The sequence below is a fragment of the Streptomyces sp. BK239 genome (assembly GCF_004217285.1).
In the GTDB taxonomy this organism is placed as follows: Bacteria; Actinomycetota; Actinomycetes; order Streptomycetales; family Streptomycetaceae; genus Streptomyces.
Genome location: NZ_SHKS01000001.1, coordinates 624671 through 642338 on the forward strand (window position 1 = coordinate 624671; position 17668 = coordinate 642338).

Sequence of the window (17668 nt, forward strand, 5' to 3'; positions counted from 1 at the left end):
GACGGGCTGCGCGGTGGGCTCATTCAAGAGGCGACACAGGCGATCGGGCGTGCGCCGCCGTCTCGCCGTGCGGGTCGGTGAAGACGCGCGGGTCGTCCCACAGCAGCTGGATGTCCCGCGCCCAGTGCCCGTCCTCCGAGTCGGCTTCCTCCCGCAACTGAAGGATCCGGCGCGGCAGTTCGGCCGGCGGGACGACGGACACGCACGCGTCCAGCTCGTCCAGGAACGTCTTGCCCGCGCACCCGTCGCCGCCCACGCAGGGCTCGTCCGGCCCGCCGTCGCAGCCGCCCCTGGACCAGACGACCACCGGCGCGGGCGCGGTGAGCGAGGTGTCGAAGTGGGGCCTGGTGCGGGCCGAGGCCGGCGCGGCGGCGAAGCCGGCCAGGCAGGCGTCGGCCTGCCGCAGCCGCACCCGCAGCCGGCGGGGCTCCTCCGGCCCGCCGCACTCGATCCGGTGCAGCCGCGCGCCGGGCACGGCGTCGAGCCGGTTCCAGGCCCGGGTCAGCTGATGCCGCGCGCCCGCCCTGCGCCGCGCCTGGTCGGTGACGACGAGCGGGTACACGCAGCCCAGCGGGGTGTCGTCGTCGGGGGCGCTCGCCCAGCGGTCGACGGGCAGGTCGATCCAGTCGCGGGGCAGGGCGAACGCGATCAACTCGTCGTCACCTGCCGTCAGACAGGGGAAGGCGGCCTCGATGAGGTCGCGCACGTGGTCGGGCAGCCCGGCCCGCGGCACGGTCCCGGAGGCGACGGGGTGCCGGCGTCCCCCGCTGTACGCGGACACCTCGACGCGGACCTGCCCGTCGCCGGCGCCGCTGTGCTGGAGCTCGACCAGGATGGGCGCCCAGCGGGGGACGGCGGGCGTGTGGGTCGGGGCCCGGAACAGGGTCTCCACCTGGTCGGCGAAGCGGGCGACGGTGCCGGCCGCGTCCTCGCCGTCGATCTCGCACAGCACGAACAGGGCCGCCGCGCGCAGCGAGTCGAAGCCCTCCTGCGGCGGGTCCGGGTCGAACGGCCCGGCGGCGGCCCGGTAGAGCCGCGCGAGCCGTACGGGATCGCAGTCCAGCCCGGTGCGGACGGCCCGTTCGACGAGGTCGCGCAGCCGGGCCCGGTCGGCGGAACGGTGGTCGGAGGTGGGGACGAGGCCGGCGAGCCCGGGCCAGTGGCGGGCCATGACCTCGGTGGGCATCATGCGTCCGTTGCGCACGCCCTGGTCGCCGGCGGCCGCCGTGACCATGCCGACGACCTCGCCGGTGTCGACGAGGGTGACGGCCGCGCCGCTGAAACCGGGGGCGAGCGGCTGGCCGTCCGGCTGCCAGGCCTCCAGCTGCATCCACTCCCGGTTGAGCAACTGCGGTGCGGTGATGCGGTATTCGGCGAGGGTGCCCTCGTCGAAGCCGACCGGGAAGCCGTACACGACGAGTTTGCGGGGCTGCCGGCCGTGCGCCGCGTCGACGGGGGCGAGCGCGGCCGGCGCGATGCCGACCTCCCGCTCCAACTCCAGGACGGCGAGGTCGCCGAGGTCGGTGACGCCTCCGGCCCAGCCGCCCTCGGCGACGATCCGGGCGGGGACGGGAGCGGAGCCCGGCCGCTCGGTGAACGTCACCGCGAGCGCGTCCGCCGGGCCCTCGTGCACCACGTGCGCGCAGGTCAGGACCAGCCGGGGGGTGACCAGGAAGCCGGCGCCGACGACCTGGCCGGCGCACTCGACGCGGGCGTGCCACTCGGGGCTGTCCATGGCGGTCATGCGGCGCATGCGTCGCATGCGCGTCATGAGGAGGCGGGAGGCTCGATCGCGGCCGTGGGAGCGCCGGGTCCGGCTCCCGGCGAGCCCTCGCCGGTGTCGCGGTCGGGCGACCACGTCAGTCTCACCACCAGGTGGCCCTCCGCCGTTCCCTTGGCGATGATCGCGCCCGTCTCGGCGGCCAGCTTCACCCCGAACTCGATCTCCACCCCGTCGGGCCGCAGCGCGCCGTCCCGGAAGACCCGCAGCGCGGACTCCGCGGCGGAGCGCACGCCCTCCAGCGCGCCTTCGAAGGTCCGGGCCGCCTGGACGGTGCCGTCGCCACGGGCGACCAGCCGCGAACCGGGACGCTGCTCCGTGACGGCCTCCACGGCGACCACGGCGCCGTCCTCCGTCCTGAACTCCACCAGTCCCGTCATGGCTCCCCGGTCGCCCCCTCGTCCTCGCCGGTCGTCCCACGCCGCTGTGCACGTGACACGGCTCTGTGCAGCGTAGCCGTAACGGACGGTGCTCGCAGCCGCCCTGACCCCGTCACCCGACGTCCGTGCGGATCACCCCCAGCTCGGCCAAGTCCTGCGGTCGGATGCGGAGTTGTTCCGCCGTCGACTCGATCTCGGACGGCGGGCGCTTGAGGATGCGGGCGGCCTGCTCCGGGGCGATGACGGAGAAGTAGCTGTCCGGTGTGGCCCAGGTGCGGCCGGGAGCGGCCAGTGCGAGCGCGCCGCCGGAGCCGCCCTCGCCTATGACCAGCGTCGTGACCGGGGTCCGGGCGGCGGCCACCACGCCGAACAGCTCCGCGATCGCCGCGCCCGCGCCCTGCCGCTCGGCCTCGGCGTCGTTGGCCGCGCCCGGGGTGTCCACCAGGGTCAGCACCGGGATGCCCAGCCGTTCCGCGAGCCGGATCAGCCGGGTCGCCGTGCGGTATCCGGCGGGGCGGGTCGCCGTGCCGGTCTGGGCGGCGTAGGCGATCGTACGGCCGTCCCGCTCGCCGAAGCCGCAGAGGACGCCGTCGGGGTCCGTCCCGCCGCAGCGGTCGCCGCTGATCGTGACGCGGTGGGTGAAGTAGTCGTCCAAGTAGTGCGCGGCGCGCGGACGTTCGGGGGAGCGGGCCCGCTGGACCGCGTCCCAGCCGGAGGCGGGCAGACCGGCTGCGCCGAGGGGGCGGGGGACGGGCGCGGGCTCCGCCGACGGCGTGGTCAGGAGCCGCAGCCACCGTCCGAGCGTCTCCCGCAGCCCTTCCGAGGGCACGACCGCGTCCGCCGATCCGGCCGCGACCTGCGCCTCGGCCGTGTAGGCGGACGGGTCGGCGTCCGGCGGCCTCACCCGTGAGCCCGCGAAGCCCACTTGGGCGCCGGGCAGCGCCAGGACGACGTCGGCGCCCGCGCCCAGGGTGGCCCATCCGCCGCCGGTCGTCGGGTCGCGCACCACGGCGACCTGCGGCAGCCCGGCTTCTCGCGTGAGCGCCGACTGCCTTGCCACGCGCTGGAGTTGGGTGAGGGCGAGCATGCCCTCCTGCATACGGCTGCCGCCAGTGGCGATCAACGGGACCACCGGGAGCCGGTGTTCTCGTGCGCAGGCGAAGGCGGCCTCCAGGCGGTCGCCGGTCCGCTCGCCCAGCGAGCCGCCCAGATAGCCGAACTCGAACGCGATCAGGACGGCGCGTACGCCTTCGGCGTCTGACGCGCCCTTGATGGACGCGGTGCCGCAGACGACGGACTCCGTCTCGCCGGTCCGCTCCGCGGCGCGGGCGCGGGAGGCGTCGTAGCCGGGCCAGCCGAGGGGGCCGTCCCTCTCCGAGCCCCGTATCGGGCAGTCGAGTTCACGGAAGCCGTCGGCGACGAGCGCGATGGCCTCCCGGGCGCTCGGGCGGTGGTCGGCGGTCATGACGGCAGCGCCCGCTTCATGATCTTCCCCATGTCGTTGCGGGGCAGGGAGTCCAGATACCGCACGACGCGGGGCCGCTTGTGCGGAGCGAGCCGGCCGGCGACATGGTCGGCCAACTCGCGTTCTCCCGGCGGGCTTTGTGGGTCGACCGGCACCACCCATGCCACGATCCGCTCCCCGAGGTCCGGGTCCGGCTCCCCGGTGACGGCGGCCTCGCGCACCCCCGGGTGCTCCAGCAGCGCGTTCTCGATCTCCCCGGCCCCGATCTTGTAGCCGCCGCTCTTGATCAGGTCGGTGGCCTTGCGCCCCACGATCCGTACGTAACCGTCGGGGTCGCGCACCGCCATGTCCCCGGTGCGGAACCAGCCGTCGGAGGTGAAGGCGGCGGCGGTGGCGTCGGGGCGGTTGAGGTACTCGGTGAAGAGGTTCGGCCCGCGCACCTGGATCTCGCCCACGGTCTCCACGTCGTAGGCGGGGTTCTGCGTGGCCGAGGCGGCGTCGCGGGTGCCGTCTGCCCCGGTGGGCGTGCCGTGCGCCGCGTTCTGCGTGCCGCCGTCTGCACCGACGGGCGTGCCGTGCGCCGCATTCTGCGTGCCGCCGTCTGCACCGACGGGCGTGCCGTCCTCCTCCACCAGCCGCAGTTCCACGCCCGGCAGCGGCACGCCCACGGTCCCCGGCCGTGCCTCCCCGTCGGCGCGGACGCTGGTGTTCATCAGCGTCTCCGTCATGCCGTACCGCTCGATCACCCGGCGGCCGGTCGCCGCCGCGATCCGCTCGTGGTCGTGCACGGGCAGCGCGGCCGAACCGGAGACCAGCAGCCGGGCCCCGGACAGCGCCTTGACCAGCTCGGGATCGTCGGGCAGCGCCTCGGCGAGCCGGTGGTACATCGTCGGCACCCCGAACAGCATGGTCGCCCCCGCGTTCAGCTCCCGCGTCACGCCCTCGGCGGAGAACCGCCCCAGGTGCCGCACCGACCCGCCCCGCCGCAGCGGGCCGAGCACGCCCAGCACCAGCCCGTGCACATGGAACAGCGGCAGCCCGTGCACCAGCACGTCGTCCGCCGTCCACTGCCAGGCGTCCGCGAGTGCGTCCAGGGTCGCGACGAGGGCCCGCCGGGGGAGGACCGCGCCCTTGGGCGGGCCGGTGGTGCCGGAGGTGTAGACGACGAGCGCGGGATCACCGTCGTCCACGTGCGCGAAGTCCGCACCGCCGCCGTCGACTCGGACGTCGACGTCGACGCGCGTCAAGTGGCCCGCCGCCTCGGGGAGTCGCTCGCCGGGAGCCGCCAGGATCAGCGACGGCGCACTGTCGGCGAGGATGTGCCCGAGTTCCTTCTCGCCCGACTTCGGGTTGAGCGGCACGACCGTGGCCCCGGCGAGCAGCACGCCCACCACGCCGACGGCCGTCTCCAGCGACGGGGTGGCCCACACGGCGACCCGCTCCCCCTCGCGCACCCGCCCCCCGACCGCCGAGGCGGCCGCCGCCAGCTCCGCGTACGTGAGGGACCGCTCCCCGAACCGCAGAGCGACACACTCGCCCGGCCCGTCGGCCAGAGCGGGAAAAAGGAACGACACGCGGCGACTCCTGGCTGTCTCGACGGCACGAAGGTGGACGGCACCTCACGGCATCACCTTTCCCTGTCCCGGGCGCCGCGAGACGCGCGCCGCCGGTCAGGCCGTCGTGGTTTGTACCACGTCTGCCACCACGCAGGTCACGTTGTCCGGGCCGCCGGCCGTGTTCGCCTCGGCGACCAGGGCGTGGACCGTCTCGTCGGGGGCGCCGGGGGTGGTGGTGAGGAGGCTGCGCAGACGGTCCTCCGGGACGACGGTCGACAGGCCGTCCGAGCAGAGGAGGTAGCGGTCGCCGGGGCGGGCGTCGTGCAGGCGCAGGTCGGGCGCGGCCGGGCCGTCGCCGGTCAGGGCCTTCAGCAGCATGGAGCGCTGGGGGTGGGAGACGGCCTCCTCGGGCGTGAGGCGGCCCTCGTCGATCAGCGACTGGACGACGGTGTGGTCCTCGGTGATCCGGAACAGTCCGCCGTCGCGGAGGAGATACGCGCGGGAGTCCCCGATGTGGACCAGCGCGAGCCGGGAGCCCGTCCACAGCAGCGCCGTCAGGGTGGTCCCGACGTCGTTGCCGCCGTCGGCGATGTCACGGACCGCCTGGGTCGCGCCGCGCACCGCGTCCTCCAGGAGGTTCAGCACGTTCCCGGCGGGCGCGTCCGGGGTGTCCAGGAAGCGCAGCGCCTCCACGGCCGCGCCGCTCGCCGGCGCGCCCGCCGGTCCGAAGCCGTCGGCGACCGCGAGCAGCCGGCCTCCCGCGTAGGCGGTGTCCTGGTTCTCCGGGCGGACCAGGCCCCGGTCGGAGTGGGCGGCGTAACGCAGTTCCAGCATGGTGGTGTCCTTCCTCGGTGCTTGCGTCAACTGGTTCACGAGGAACGAGGCGAGGTCGCGTCGTACCGCCGTCTCCGCTTCCACCCGCGCCCAGTAGGCGCGGATCTCCCGGGCGGCGTCCGCCGGTTCGAGGGCGACGACCTCGCGGATGCGGGCCAGCGGCATGCCGAGCCGCCGCAGCCACGCCACCAGACGCGCCCGCTCCAGCTGTTCGGCGGTGTAGTACCGGTAGCCGGTGTGGGGGTCGACCCGCGCGGGTCGCAGCAACTCCAGCTCGTCGTAGAGCCGCAGCGCCTTCGGCGACAGCCGGCTCGCCTTCGCGAAGGCGCCGATCGTCATGCTCATGTGCCTGTGCACCCCGTTTCCGTCTCGTTCCGCCACCGATGCTGGGGCTTCCCCGAAGGGGAAGGTCAACAGGGGCAGGACGGTTGCCGCGGCCGCGCCGGCTCGGGCTAGCCTGCCGGGACGCGCGTCTCGCGAGAACGTACGAGAACGGAGTCCCGCCGTGCCCCGCATAGCCCTCGTGACCTACGACCCCGGTCCGGAGCCCAGCAAGGACCTCGACCTCCCCGTACTGCGGCGCGCGCTGGAGGACGCCGGCGCGCGGGCGGACGCCGTGTGCTGGGACGACGCCGGCGTCGACTGGGCCTCCTACGACCTCGCCGTCATCCGCTCGACCTGGGACTACAGCTGGCGCGCGGCCGAGTTCACGGCGTGGGCGGAGCGCTGCGCGAAGGCGACGCGGCTCGCGAACCCGGTGGAGGTCGTGCGCTGGAACGCCGACAAGCGCTACCTCGGCGACCTGGCCGACGCCGGCGTCCCCGTCGTCCCGACGCGCTATGTCGCCCCCGGGACCCCGGACCCCTCGACCGCTCTCCCCACCGACCACGAGTACGTGATCAAGCCCACCTCGGGGGCGGGTGCGCGCTACGCCGCCCGCTACACCCCCGACCGGCACGAGACGGCCGTACGGCACCTCGCGCGGATGCACGAGGAGGGGCTGACGGCGATGATCCAGCCGTACATGGCGTCGATCGACACCGGCGGCGAACGGGCCCTGCAGTTCTTCGCCGGCCGCCTCCTGCACGCCAGCCGCAAGCGGGCGGTCCTCGCCCCCGGCATCGCCTTCGACGCGGACAAGGTGGCCCACCCCGGCCTGGAGCCCTGGACCCCGACCGCGTCCGAACTCGCGGTGGCCCGACAGGCGCTGTCCGCGGTCCCCGGCGCCCCGGACCTCCTCTACGCCCGGGTGGACCTGGTGCAGGGCGCGGACGGCGAACCGCGGGTGATGGAACTCGAACTGGTCGAACCGAACCTGTTCCTCCACCTCCACCCCACCTCGACCCCGAAGGTCGCGACAGCGATCCTGACGACGGCCGCTACGCCCTGACCGCCGTCCGCTGCAGCAGTCCCCAGGTGAACTCCGCCGCCACCCGCCGTCGCCGGCCCTGACCGTCCGGGGCGGTGAGGAGGAGGCCCCAGCGGGTCGGGGCCGTGCCCTCCAGGGGGCGGGCGGGGGCGAAGGCGCGGGCGGCCTCGTCGACCGTGCAGGACCAGGGGGTGAGGTCGTCGAGGGTGCGCAGGGACGGCGGCTCCGCTCCCGGGGCGCGGACCAGCCACTCGTTCCACACCGCGCCGTTCGGGGCGAGCAGCACCTCGAAGCGGAGGTCGGGCCACAGCGGGAGCGGCCAGAGCAGCGCCTCGCAGTCGAGGTCGCCGACGCGGCGGGCGGTACGGGACTCCGGAGCGCCCAGCACCGATCGGTACCGGGACGCGGCAGCCCGCCCCCGCGGCGACCGCACCATCGCCTGCCACCGCTTGTTCGCCTCCCGCATCCCGCCCAGGGACACCCCCAGTTCCCGCCGCGCGTCGTCCACCAGCCCGGGATTGTGATCGGCCATACGCCGCAACAGCACCAGCTGGAAGTGCAGGGCCGTGAACGGCTCGGCGGGACGCTTCTCGGACGGCATAGCGTCCATCCTCACCCATCCCCCGCCACCCGGCCGGTGCGGTCGCTGACCGTCCGCTTCACACCTGCCCCGTTCCCGGCCATTGCCCGGCAGGTTGCTGTGTGGCTAGCCTGTGTTCGTCATGCCGATCGCCTGTTGGTATATCGAACACAGGCAATGAGACGATCAAGGGAGGGGGACGGTCGTGGGACGACTCGTACCTGCCGTGACCCGGGCTCTCGACATTCTCGAGCTCTTCCTCGACGGAGACGGGACGCTCTCCGCCCCCGACATCGTGCGCAAGCTCCAGCTGCCGCGCACCACCGTGCACGAGCTGGTCACCACGCTCGCCGCCCGGTCCTACATCGTCCAGATCCCCGGACAGCCCGGACGGTACCGCCTCGGCGTACGTCCGTACCAGCTCGGGAGCCGGTACGCCGAGCAGCTCGACCTGGCCGCCGAGGGGCAGCAGGTGGCCCGGTCCGTCGCCGAGACCTGCGACGAGACGGTCCACGTGGCGATCCTGGAGGGCACGGACGTCATCTACATAGCCAAGGTCGACTCCACGCACGCCGTCCGCATGGTCTCCGCCGCCGGACGCCGGCTGCCCGCCCACTGCACCTCCGTCGGCAAGATGCTCCTCGCCTCCCTCCCCGAGGCCGAGCTCGCCGCCCGCATCCCCGACGACGCCGAACTCGTCCGCATGACGCAGAACAGCATCACCGAGCCGGGCGCGCTGCGCGAGGCACTGGCACAGATCCGCGAGCGCGGCGTCGCCGTGGAGAACCGCGAGTCCAACCCCGACGTCAGCTGCGTCGCCGCCCCCGTCCGCGACCGCACCGGACAGGTGGTCGCGGCCCTGTCCATCTCCGTCCCCATGATCCGCTGGAGCGACGACCGCCGCCCCGAGCTGGAGCAGCTCGCCGCCAAGGGCGCGGCCGAGCTGTCCGAGCTCCTCGGCTACCGGAGCGTGTCATGACGACGACGCGCAGCACGGCGTACGAGGTGGCCGTCCGCGCCCGGGCCACCCTCGGCGAGGGACCCACCTGGGACCCGGCCGCCGGCCGCCTCCTCTGGCTGGACATCCTCGGCTCCCGCCTCCACACCTACGACCCCGCCACCGGCCGCCGCACGGTACGCGTCACCGACCAGCACGTCGGAGCCGCCAAGCCCCGCGCCGGAGGCGGCCTCGTCCTCAACCTCCGCGACGGCGTCGCCCTCATCGACGCGCACGGGGACGGCGCCCTGCGCTGGCTCCACCGCGAGCCCGTCCCCGGCCGCCGCGCCAACGACGCAGCCGTCGCCCCCGACGGCTCCCTCTGGGCCGGCACCATGCGCTACGACGAGGCCCCCGGCGGCGGCACGCTCACCCGCCTCACCGGCGACGGCTCGGTCGAGCCCGTCCTCGACGACGTGGCCGTCAGCAACGGCACCGGCTGGAGCCCCGACGGCCGCCTCATGTACTACGTCGACTCCCCGACCCGCCGCGTCGACGTCTTCGACCACGCGGACGGCCGGGTGTCCGGCCGTCGCACCTTCGCCGTGATCGAGGACGGCGCGGGCTTCCCCGACGGCCTCACCGTCGACGCCGACGGCTGCGTGTGGGTGGCGCTGTGGGACGGGGGAGCGATACGCCGCTACACCCCCGAGGGGAAGCTGGACCGTGTCATCGCCCTCCCCACACCCCGGGTGACCGCCTGCGCCTTCGGCGGCCCCACCCTCAGCGACCTCTACGTCACCACCGCCCGCGTGGGGCTCGACGCACCCCATCCGGTGGCCGGCTCACTGCTGGTCGTGCCGGGCGCGGGACAGGGACTGCCCCAGCCGGCGTTCGCGGGCTGACACCGGGGAGATCGAGCCGGGCCCCGCGGCCGAGCTCAGTCCTCCAGCCCCGCCCGCTTGATCTCGTCCCCCGTCAGCGGCGGTCCGGAAAGCGGGGGCAGCAGCGGCCCCGCCGCCGCCCCCGCCAGCACCGACGGCGACAGCAGCACCGCCGCGCCCCGCTCCAGCGACGTCACATCCGTCACCCGCCGCGCGATCCGGCCGTTGCCCGTCGCCGTGCGCATCAGCCGGTTCACGTACGCCGCCACCAGCCGGTCCCGCAGCCCGGGCCCGCCGTCGACCGCGCCCGGGTAGAACACGTCCTGCCCGACCGCCAGATCCCACGCCGCGCCCACCGGCCGGGCCACCGCCTTCTGCACCCGCCGCGAGAGCCCGGCCGCTCCCCACCCGTGACGTCTCGTCACATCCCGCAATAGCAGGGCGCTTTGGGCGCTCACGGCGAGCCCGTGCCCGTACACCGGGTTGAACGCGGCCAACGCGTCGCCGATGACGGCGAAGTTGTCGGGCCACGCCCGCATCCGCTCGTAGAAATGGCGGCGGTTGGCCGTCGCCCGGGTCACGGACACCTCGCTCAGCGGCTCGGCACGCTCCAACAGCCTCCCGATCAGCGGGTGTCGCAGGCCGTCCCGCGCGAAGGGGGCGAACTCCTCGGCGCACGACGTGGGTTCAGCACCCCGCGTGCCCGCGAGTGTGACCATCCACCGCCCGTCCTCGATGGGCAGCAGGAACCCCGACCGCCCCGGCCCCCCGGCCCGCGGATCGAGCTGCACGTTGACGACGGGGAAGCCGGACCGCGCGTGCTCGGGCGCGAGGTAGAGCCGGCTCGCGTACGCCAACCCGGCGTCCACCTCCCGCCGTTCCACCTCCGGCAGCCCCAGCGACGTCAGCCAGCGCGCCGCACGCGAACCGCGCCCCGTCGCGTCGACGACCATCCCCGCACCGACGACCCGCTCACTCCCGTCGGCGGTCCGCACCCGCACCCCGGTGACCGCGGACGCCGTGCCCTCCAGCCCCGACGCCTCCGCCCCGGCCAGCACCTCCACCCGGGGGTCGGTGAGGACCCGCGCACGGACCGTCGCGTCCAGCAGGTCCCGCCCGGCGAGGATCACATGGTGGGACTCCTCCCACCGCCGGAACCACCCCCGCGGCGACAGGGCCACCACGTCCGTGGTGACCGGAGCCCGCCGCGCGCCGGCCTCCCGCAGCGCCGCCGTGATCCCCGGCAGCAGCTCCTCCAGGGCCCGCACCCCGCCCGACCACAGCATGTGCGCGTGCCGCGCCTGCGGCAGCCCCTTGCGGGGCTCGGGTCTCTCGGGCAGCGCGTCGCGCTCGACGACCACGACCCGTTCGGCGAACTCGGCGAGGGCCCGCGCCGCGAGCATGCCGGTGTGGGAGCCCCCCAGGACGACGGCGGTTCTGGCGGGGTGGGACGGGTCACTCATGCGCGGACACGCTCTCTGCCGGGGCGGCGGCGTGGACGCGCACCGCGTTGATGTCGTCGGTGCCGCGCAAAGCCCGGGCCACGGCCTGGATCTCGCGCAGCAGGTAAGTGGTGTCAGGGGTGGCGTCGGCTTCCGCGTCGGGAGACACGCCACGAGCCGACGTGTCACGAGCTGCCTGACCGGAGCCGGAAGCCTCGCCGCCGCCGGACGCCTCACCGGAGCCGGAAGCCTCGCCGCCGCCGGACGCCTCACCGGAGCCGGAAGCCTCGCCGGCGACCGCCGCCCCGCCGGCGCCGGACGCCTCACCGGCGACAGCCGCCCCGCCCCGCCCCCCGCCCGCCGCGACCGCGTCCAGCAGCGCCACCGCCGCCGCGAGCGCCTGCGCCCGCCCCCGGTCGTGGCCGAGCGCGAGGGCAGCCTCGTAGGCCCGCCCGCGCAGCCCCTCGTCGAGCCGCCGGGACAGCGGAAGCAGCGCGTCGCGGATGAACGTCTCGCGGCGGATCAGCCGCAACTCCGGCGTGGCACGCAGCGCGAGCGGCTCACGGTCGCCGGTGACCTCCCGCATCAGCCGGGACAGCGGCCGCAGGTCCCGGTGCCGCCGCCGCACCAGCCAGCGTTCCTGGAGGTACTGGCCGGCGTGCGGGACGATGAAGCCGACCGCGACGAAGGTGGCGGCGACACAGGCGGCCGACGGGGCCACGTTCGTGTTGAGCCAGTCCAGGTCGTGACCGGTCCAACGGGCCGCCACGGCAGTGAACTTGGCCGCGCTGAACAGCAGGTTCGTCGCATAGCCGACGCCCAGGAAGCGCAGCCCCCAGCGCAGCCAGGCGTCGAGGCCGTCGGTGCGGATCCAGTTCCAGATCAGCCGGGCGGTGATCGAGCAGGCCACGGTGTGCGCGGTGAGGTAGAGCAGGATCTCCTCGCGCATGAACGGCGTACCGGCGTAGTAGGTGTCCAGGTCCCGGATCTGCTCCACGGGCACGTCGGCGAGCGCGAACAGCACCCACAGCGCGACGACCACCCCCGCGTACACGGAGACCACCCACCGGGTCGCGCGCCGGGTCGCCGCCGAGCGCTCGGCGCGGCCGTTGCGCCAGGCGATGATCAGCAGCAGCCAGGACGCGGAGAGCGCGGTCAGCAGCGAGTACACCCAGGGGGCGGCGATGTTGGGCACGCCGGTGACCCGGTTCGTCCAGGCGATCGTCTTGGGGGCGGCGAAAACGAACACCGCGCAGGCGAACACCAGCAGCCCGCCGACGGCCCGCAGCAGCGGGTCTCGCCACAGCTTGAGGATGCTGGGCAGCTTGATCGCCAGGGCGGCGGCGAGGACGACGGTCGGCAGCCAGAAGGACACGTACAGCCCGCTGAGGAAGTGTTCCGCGGCGAGAGCGCCGGGCGCGGGTGCCGTCACCGCGCGGTCCCTCTGCGCCCCCGGTAGCCCATCGACCGCTGCACCGGCGTCAGCGACGACGACGGGTCGCCGCCGGGCGCGTTCAGGTACGGCCGCAGGGCCGCCGCGAGCCGGTGCCCGAACTCGTCGGCCTCCGACTCGTCCCGCCGACGCGAGCCGTTGCGGGCCGCGACGGCCAGGGCGATGTCGTCCCGGCCGGACCGCCCGGCGAAGACGTGCGCGGCGGCCGTGTCGACACCGTGGTGGTGGTGCCGGTGCCCCGCGTGCAGGTGCCACAACTCATGGCCGAGGATGACCAGTTGCTGCACGGCCTCGGCCCGTTCCTCGACGATGACGAGGTCGAAGTCCTGGAACTCCACCCACAGCCCGGTCACCTGGAACTCGTCGGGGAACCGCTCGAACCGCAGCTCGACGCGCCGTCCGCCGCGCACCGCGGTCATCTCCTCGCACAGCGCCCCGAACACCTCCGGCACGCCGTGCGGGGGGCGGGGCCGGGTCCGCAGCGCGGCGGACAGGACGCCGGCCAGCTCACGCATCGCCGGACCGTTCCTGCCGCGCCGCAGCGCCGAGGCGATGTGGGCCACCCTGGCACGCGCGCCCGCGATGTCCATCGCGTCCCCCTCCCGGCCGCCGTGCGGCAACCTGTTCGAGGCTACGCGGCCGGAAGCACGCGGCGTCAAGCCTTGCCGGAAGACCTGCGGAAGATCCGCCGAAGACCCACCGGAGACCCGCCGAAACCCGACCGGAGACCCGCCGTGGCCCCACGAAGGCCGGCGCGGAACCCGGGGCGAATCCTCACCGAAGGCCTTCGCCGTCCACCGCCCCATTGACGCGCGAACCGCTCCGATCTTACGTTTTTGTTCGTTCCTGTTCGACCTCCCGAGCGGCCTCCGGTATTCCGAACACAAACCCCCGTCGCGAGGCCCGAACACGAGTCACCGGACGACATCCGAAAGGCGCCCATGAGAACCGCCCGCCTCGCCCTGGACCCCGCCTTCACCGTCGGCCGGGTCGACCCCCGGCTCTTCGGCTCCTTCGTCGAGCACCTCGGCCGCTGCGTCTACACTGGCATCTACGAGCCGGGCCACCCCACGGCCGACGAGGACGGCATCCGCGCCGACGTCCTCGACCTGGTCCGCGAACTGGGCGTCACCGCCGTCCGCTACCCCGGGGGCAACTTCGTCTCCGGCTACAAGTGGGAGGACTCGGTGGGTCCCGCCGAGGACCGTCCCCGCCGGCTCGACCTCGCCTGGCACTCCACCGAGACCAACCGCTTCGGCCTGTCCGAGTACATCGCCTTCCTCCGCAAGATCGGCCCCCAGGCCGAACCCATGATGGCCGTCAACCTCGGCACCCGAGGTGTCGCCGAGGCCCTGGAACTCCAGGAGTACGCCAACCACGCGGAGGGCACCGCCCTGTCCGACCTCCGTGTCTCCCACGGCGACAAGGACCCCTTCGGCATCAGGCTGTGGTGCCTCGGCAACGAGATGGACGGCCCCTGGCAGACCGGCCACAAGACGGCCGAGGAGTACGGCCGCGTCGCCGCGGAGACGGCCCGCGCGATGCGCCAGATCGACCCGTCCGTGGAACTGGTCGCCTGCGGCTCCTCCAGCCAGAGCATGCCGACGTTCGCCGAGTGGGAGGCGACCGTCCTGAAGGAGACGTACGACCTCGTCGACTACATCTCCCTGCACGCCTACTACTGGCCCGAGGACGGCGACCTCGACTCCTTCCTCGCCTCCGCAGTCGACATGGAGTCCTTCATCGCCAACGTCGTCGCGACCGCCGACCACGTGGGCGCGCGGCTCAAGTCGAAGAAGCGGATCAACCTCTCCTTCGACGAGTGGAACGTCTGGTACCTGCCCCGGTGGGAGGAGCACGCCAAGGGCATCGAACAGCGCGACTGGCCGGAGGCCCCCCGCCTCCTGGAGGACAACTACAGCGTCATGGACGCGGTCGTCTTCGGCTCGCTGCTCATCGCCCTGCTGCGGCACGCCGACCGGGTGACGGTCGCCTGCCTCGCCCAGCTCGTCAACGTCATCGCCCCGATCATGACCGAGCCGGGCGGGCCGGCCTGGCGGCAGACGACGTTCTTCCCCTTCGCCCAGGCCTCCCGGCACGGCCGCGGCGAGGTCCTCGACGTGCGCGTGGACTCGCCGACGCACGAGACGAAGAAGTACGGCGAGACGGACCTGCTGCACGCCACCGCCGTGCGCGCGGAGGACGGCACGCTCACGGTGTTCGCGGTCAACCGCAGCCGTACGGAGGCCCTGCCGCTGGAGGCGGCGCTGAACGGCCTCGGCGTCACGCGGATCGTCGAGCACAGCGTGCTCGCGGACGCCGACCCGGACGCCCGCAACACCCTCGACGACCCCGAGCGGGTGACTCCGCACGCCGCCGAGGGCACCACGCTCGCCGACGGGACGCTCACGGCGACGCTGGAGCCGCTGTCGTGGAACGTGATCCGCCTGGGGTGATCCGTTCCGGAGCGGCGGGTGGCCTCACAATGGGCTTATGAGGATCTCGGCACGGGCTGACTACGCGGTACGGGCGGTACTCGAACTGGCCGTACGGCAGGGCGGCGACCCGGTGAAGGCGGAGGCCGTCTCCGAAGCCCAGGGCATCCCGCACAAGTTCCTGGAGGGGATCCTCGGCGACCTCAGGCGCGGCGGGATCGTGGAGAGCCGGCGCGGCGGTGGCGGCGGCTACCGGCTGGCGCGCGAGCCGGGCAGCATCACCGTCGCGGACGTCATCAGGGCGGTGGACGGCCCGATCGTCTCGGTCCGCGGCGAACGGCCCACCGGCCTCACCTACACGGGCACCGCCGAGCCCCTGCTGCCCCTGTGGATCGCGCTGCGCGCCAACGTCCGCAAGATCCTGGAGGGCGTCACGGTCGCCGACATCGCGGCCGGCGCCCTCCCGGAGCCCGTGCGCGAACTGGCGGCGGAACCGGCGGCATGGGAGAACCCGTAAGGCCCCGGCGGGCTCGGCCCGTGAACCGGAGGGGTGTGTGAACCGGTCGGCGTGAATGGCCGGGGATCGGTCTGTCCGCGTCCCGGGCGGCTCCTTACGATGCGATCGCCTCGCCGCTTCACAGCAACTCCATGCGTTCTTCACAGAGTTCGACTGTTCGGCTGTGGAGGGGCCCGGCGCATCCACCCCCCCCACCGATCCCGAACGAAGGGGAGAGACCATGGCTAGTGGCCTGCTCCTGGGCGGCGCGGTCGCCGCTCTCGTCACCGCCGCCGTGCCGGCGCACAGCCCGTCGTCCTTCGACAACCCGCCGCCTGACAAGATCGTGATCACCATCGCCACGGTGAACGGCTCCGGCTGCCCCGCCGGCACCGCCGCCGTAGCCGTCTCCGCCGACAACACCGCCTTCACGGTGACCTACAGCGACTACCTGGCGCAGGTCGGCGGCAACTCCGACCCCACGGCGTTCCGCAAGAACTGTCAGCTGAACCTGAAGGTGCACGTCCCGCAGGGGTTCACCTACGCGATCGCCAGCGCGGACTACCGGGGCTTCGCCTCGCTCCAGCCCGGCGCGACGGCCGTCCAGCGGGCCTCGTACTACTTCCAGGGCTCGTCCAGCACCGTCTACAAGAACCACAACTTCAGCGGCGCCTACAACGACAACTGGCAGGCCACCGACACCACGGACTGGGCCCAGCTCGTCTACGCGCCCTGCGGGGTCCAGCGCAACTTCAACATCAACACGGAGCTGCGCGTGAACGCGGGCACCTCCTCGCCGGGCAAGGTCAGCTTCATGACCATGGACTCGACGGACGGCGACATCAGCACGACCTACCACATGGCGTGGAAGGAGTGCCCGGGCAAGTGACCCGACAGGGGCCGCCCGTCGCCTTCCGGCACGGACGGCCCCGACGGTCACCGCGCGGCGTACGCGACGAAGTCGGCCCAGGCGGCGGGGGAGAGGGCGAGCTGGGGACCGCTCTTGTCCTTGCTGTCACGGACGTGGATGTGTCCGGGGAGGGTGGCGACCTCGATGCAGTTGTCGCCGGAGCCGCTGCTGTAGCTGCTCTTGAACCAGGCCAGTTCGGACGTGCTCATAGGTCTCCTCGCATCCGTTGCAGCAGGCTCACGGAGTCCTGGATGGTGAGAGCCTGTGAGCGAATCCTGGCATACCGATTCTGCAGCACGCTGATGCCTTTCGGGTCGGAGATGAGGTGGCCGCTCTCCTGACCCTCGCTGTATCCGAACCACTTGTGCTTCGGGGTTTCCAACAGCGCGATCGGGCCGTGCAGTCCGGCATGTGACGTCTGGACCAGTGGCATGATCTGAATCTCGACGTTCCGGAGTTCCGCAACGCTGAGCAGGTGATCGATGGCGGCACGGGTCACGTCCAGGCCGCCGGTTCGACGAAGGATCACGTGCTCTTCGATGATGAAGTTGAACGCGGTGTTCGGCCGCTCCCGCAGCAACTGCTGGCGCTCGGCTCGGGCGGCCCAATTGGCCTCGATCTGCCCATCGTCCAGCGGCGGCAGCTGGTCGGCGAACAGTTGCCGGGCGTAGGCCTCGGTCTGCAACAAGCCCGGAATCATGCGGCATTCGTAGTTGAAGAGACTGATCGCTGTTCTCTCCATGCTGGCCCAGCGGCGGAACCACGCCGCCAACCCCACCTGCCGTACCAGGTGCACGGCGGCCTTCCGCAGCGCCCCCGTGTTGCCCAGTACCGCCTCCGCCGCCTCGACGAAGTCGACGTCCGGCATGCGCCTGCCCAACTCCACGGAGGCGACCGTGTGTTTGGAGAACCCGACCAGGTTGCCGAACTCCTCCCTGCTCAGTCCGTGGAACTCGCGCAGAGCCTGGACGACCGCCCCGAACGTCCGCAGACTGTCCGAGGACTCCGGCTCACCGCCGCCCGCACCCACCCGTCCGTCGACCGCCATCGGCCACCTCCCTCGCGGCAATGGTCACGTGGAGTCACCAGTACTGTCCAGTGAGTGACCGTGTACGCTGCGCGAGCGTACGCGGCACGTCGCTGGAGA

The 17668-nt window shown here is 73.4% G+C and carries 17 protein-coding genes; 6 read left to right on the plus strand and 11 right to left on the minus strand.

Features of this window, described 5'->3' with window-relative positions; genetic code table 11:
- Positions 1–19: 19 nt before the first annotated feature.
- From EV567_RS02710 to EV567_RS02730, 5 genes are all read right to left on the minus strand, one after another.
- Positions 20–1735, minus strand: a complete 1716-nt coding sequence (locus EV567_RS02710; protein WP_130437547.1) for a trypsin-like peptidase domain-containing protein — start codon at positions 1733–1735, stop codon at positions 20–22.
- 32 nt (positions 1736–1767) lie between these two features.
- Positions 1768–2160 (minus strand): CU044_2847 family protein, encoded by a 393-nt coding sequence (locus EV567_RS02715; RefSeq protein ID WP_130436926.1) that lies wholly within the window; start codon positions 2158–2160, stop codon positions 1768–1770.
- A gap of 112 nt (positions 2161–2272) precedes the next feature.
- A complete protein-coding gene (locus tag EV567_RS02720; protein ID WP_130436927.1) occupies positions 2273–3625 on the minus strand; it encodes a carboxyl transferase domain-containing protein in 1353 nt (450 codons plus the stop codon).
- Positions 3622–5199, minus strand: a complete 1578-nt coding sequence (locus EV567_RS02725; RefSeq protein ID WP_130436928.1) for an acyl-CoA synthetase — start codon at positions 5197–5199, stop codon at positions 3622–3624. The genes EV567_RS02720 and EV567_RS02725 overlap by 4 nt, the downstream gene beginning before the upstream one ends.
- A gap of 96 nt (positions 5200–5295) precedes the next feature.
- Complete coding sequence (locus EV567_RS02730) at positions 5296–6360, minus strand: MerR family transcriptional regulator (RefSeq protein ID WP_130436929.1); 1065 nt, start codon at positions 6358–6360, stop codon at positions 5296–5298.
- Positions 6361–6520: 160 nt separating this feature from the next.
- Between EV567_RS02730 and EV567_RS02735 the strand changes: the two genes are divergently transcribed.
- On the plus strand, positions 6521–7405 hold the full coding sequence (locus tag EV567_RS02735; protein WP_130436930.1) for a RimK family alpha-L-glutamate ligase: 885 nt from the start codon (positions 6521–6523) through the stop codon (positions 7403–7405).
- Here EV567_RS02735 and EV567_RS02740 read toward each other — a convergent pair.
- Complete coding sequence (locus EV567_RS02740; RefSeq protein WP_130436931.1) at positions 7395–7994, minus strand: hypothetical protein; 600 nt, start codon at positions 7992–7994, stop codon at positions 7395–7397. The genes EV567_RS02735 and EV567_RS02740 overlap by 11 nt on opposite strands.
- Positions 7995–8169: 175 nt before the next feature.
- Here EV567_RS02740 and EV567_RS02745 point away from each other — a divergent pair, with 175 nt between their 5' ends.
- Positions 8170–8943, plus strand: a complete 774-nt coding sequence (locus EV567_RS02745; protein WP_130436932.1) for an IclR family transcriptional regulator — start codon at positions 8170–8172, stop codon at positions 8941–8943.
- Complete coding sequence (locus EV567_RS02750; RefSeq protein ID WP_130436933.1) at positions 8940–9806, plus strand: SMP-30/gluconolactonase/LRE family protein; 867 nt, start codon at positions 8940–8942, stop codon at positions 9804–9806. Before EV567_RS02745 ends, EV567_RS02750 begins: the two co-directional genes overlap by 4 nt.
- 35 nt (positions 9807–9841) lie before the next feature.
- Here the strand turns inward: EV567_RS02750 and EV567_RS02755 are convergent, their stop codons facing one another.
- Genes EV567_RS02755 through EV567_RS02765 form a run of 3 tightly spaced genes read right to left on the minus strand, consistent with a single transcriptional unit; the run spans position 9842 to position 13270 of the window.
- A complete protein-coding gene (locus EV567_RS02755) occupies positions 9842–11248 on the minus strand; it encodes an NAD(P)/FAD-dependent oxidoreductase (RefSeq protein WP_207228658.1) in 1407 nt (468 codons plus the stop codon).
- The gene (locus EV567_RS02760; protein WP_130436934.1) at positions 11241–12659 is read right to left on the minus strand and encodes an MAB_1171c family putative transporter; all 1419 of its coding nucleotides are present in this window, start codon (positions 12657–12659) and stop codon (positions 11241–11243) included. Before EV567_RS02760 ends, EV567_RS02755 begins: the two co-directional genes overlap by 8 nt.
- Positions 12656–13270 carry a toxin-antitoxin system, toxin component family protein gene (locus EV567_RS02765; protein ID WP_207228659.1) on the minus strand — a complete coding sequence of 205 codons (615 nt, stop codon included), beginning with the start codon at positions 13268–13270 and terminating at the stop codon, positions 12656–12658. Before EV567_RS02765 ends, EV567_RS02760 begins: the two co-directional genes overlap by 4 nt.
- Before the next feature lie 351 nt (positions 13271–13621).
- Between EV567_RS02765 and EV567_RS02770 the strand changes: the two genes are divergently transcribed.
- From EV567_RS02770 to EV567_RS02780, 3 genes are all read left to right on the plus strand, one after another.
- On the plus strand, positions 13622–15136 hold the full coding sequence (locus EV567_RS02770; RefSeq protein WP_130436935.1) for an alpha-N-arabinofuranosidase: 1515 nt from the start codon (positions 13622–13624) through the stop codon (positions 15134–15136).
- A 37-nt stretch (positions 15137–15173) separates the two neighbouring features.
- Positions 15174–15632 carry an Rrf2 family transcriptional regulator gene (locus EV567_RS02775; RefSeq protein ID WP_130436936.1) on the plus strand — a complete coding sequence of 153 codons (459 nt, stop codon included), beginning with the start codon at positions 15174–15176 and terminating at the stop codon, positions 15630–15632.
- A 220-nt stretch (positions 15633–15852) separates the two neighbouring features.
- A complete protein-coding gene (locus tag EV567_RS02780) occupies positions 15853–16500 on the plus strand; it encodes a DUF4360 domain-containing protein (RefSeq protein ID WP_130436937.1) in 648 nt (215 codons plus the stop codon).
- Between the two features lie 47 nt (positions 16501–16547).
- On the opposite strand, the gene EV567_RS02785 is transcribed toward EV567_RS02780, so the two are convergent.
- Positions 16548–16730: a DUF397 domain-containing protein gene (locus tag EV567_RS02785; RefSeq protein WP_130436938.1), complete on the minus strand. Its 183-nt coding sequence runs from the start codon at positions 16728–16730 to the stop codon at positions 16548–16550.
- Positions 16727–17569, minus strand: coding sequence for a helix-turn-helix transcriptional regulator (locus tag EV567_RS02790; protein WP_130436939.1), 843 nt, complete (start codon positions 17567–17569; stop codon positions 16727–16729). The genes EV567_RS02785 and EV567_RS02790 overlap by 4 nt, the downstream gene beginning before the upstream one ends.
- Positions 17570–17668 lie beyond the last annotated feature (99 nt).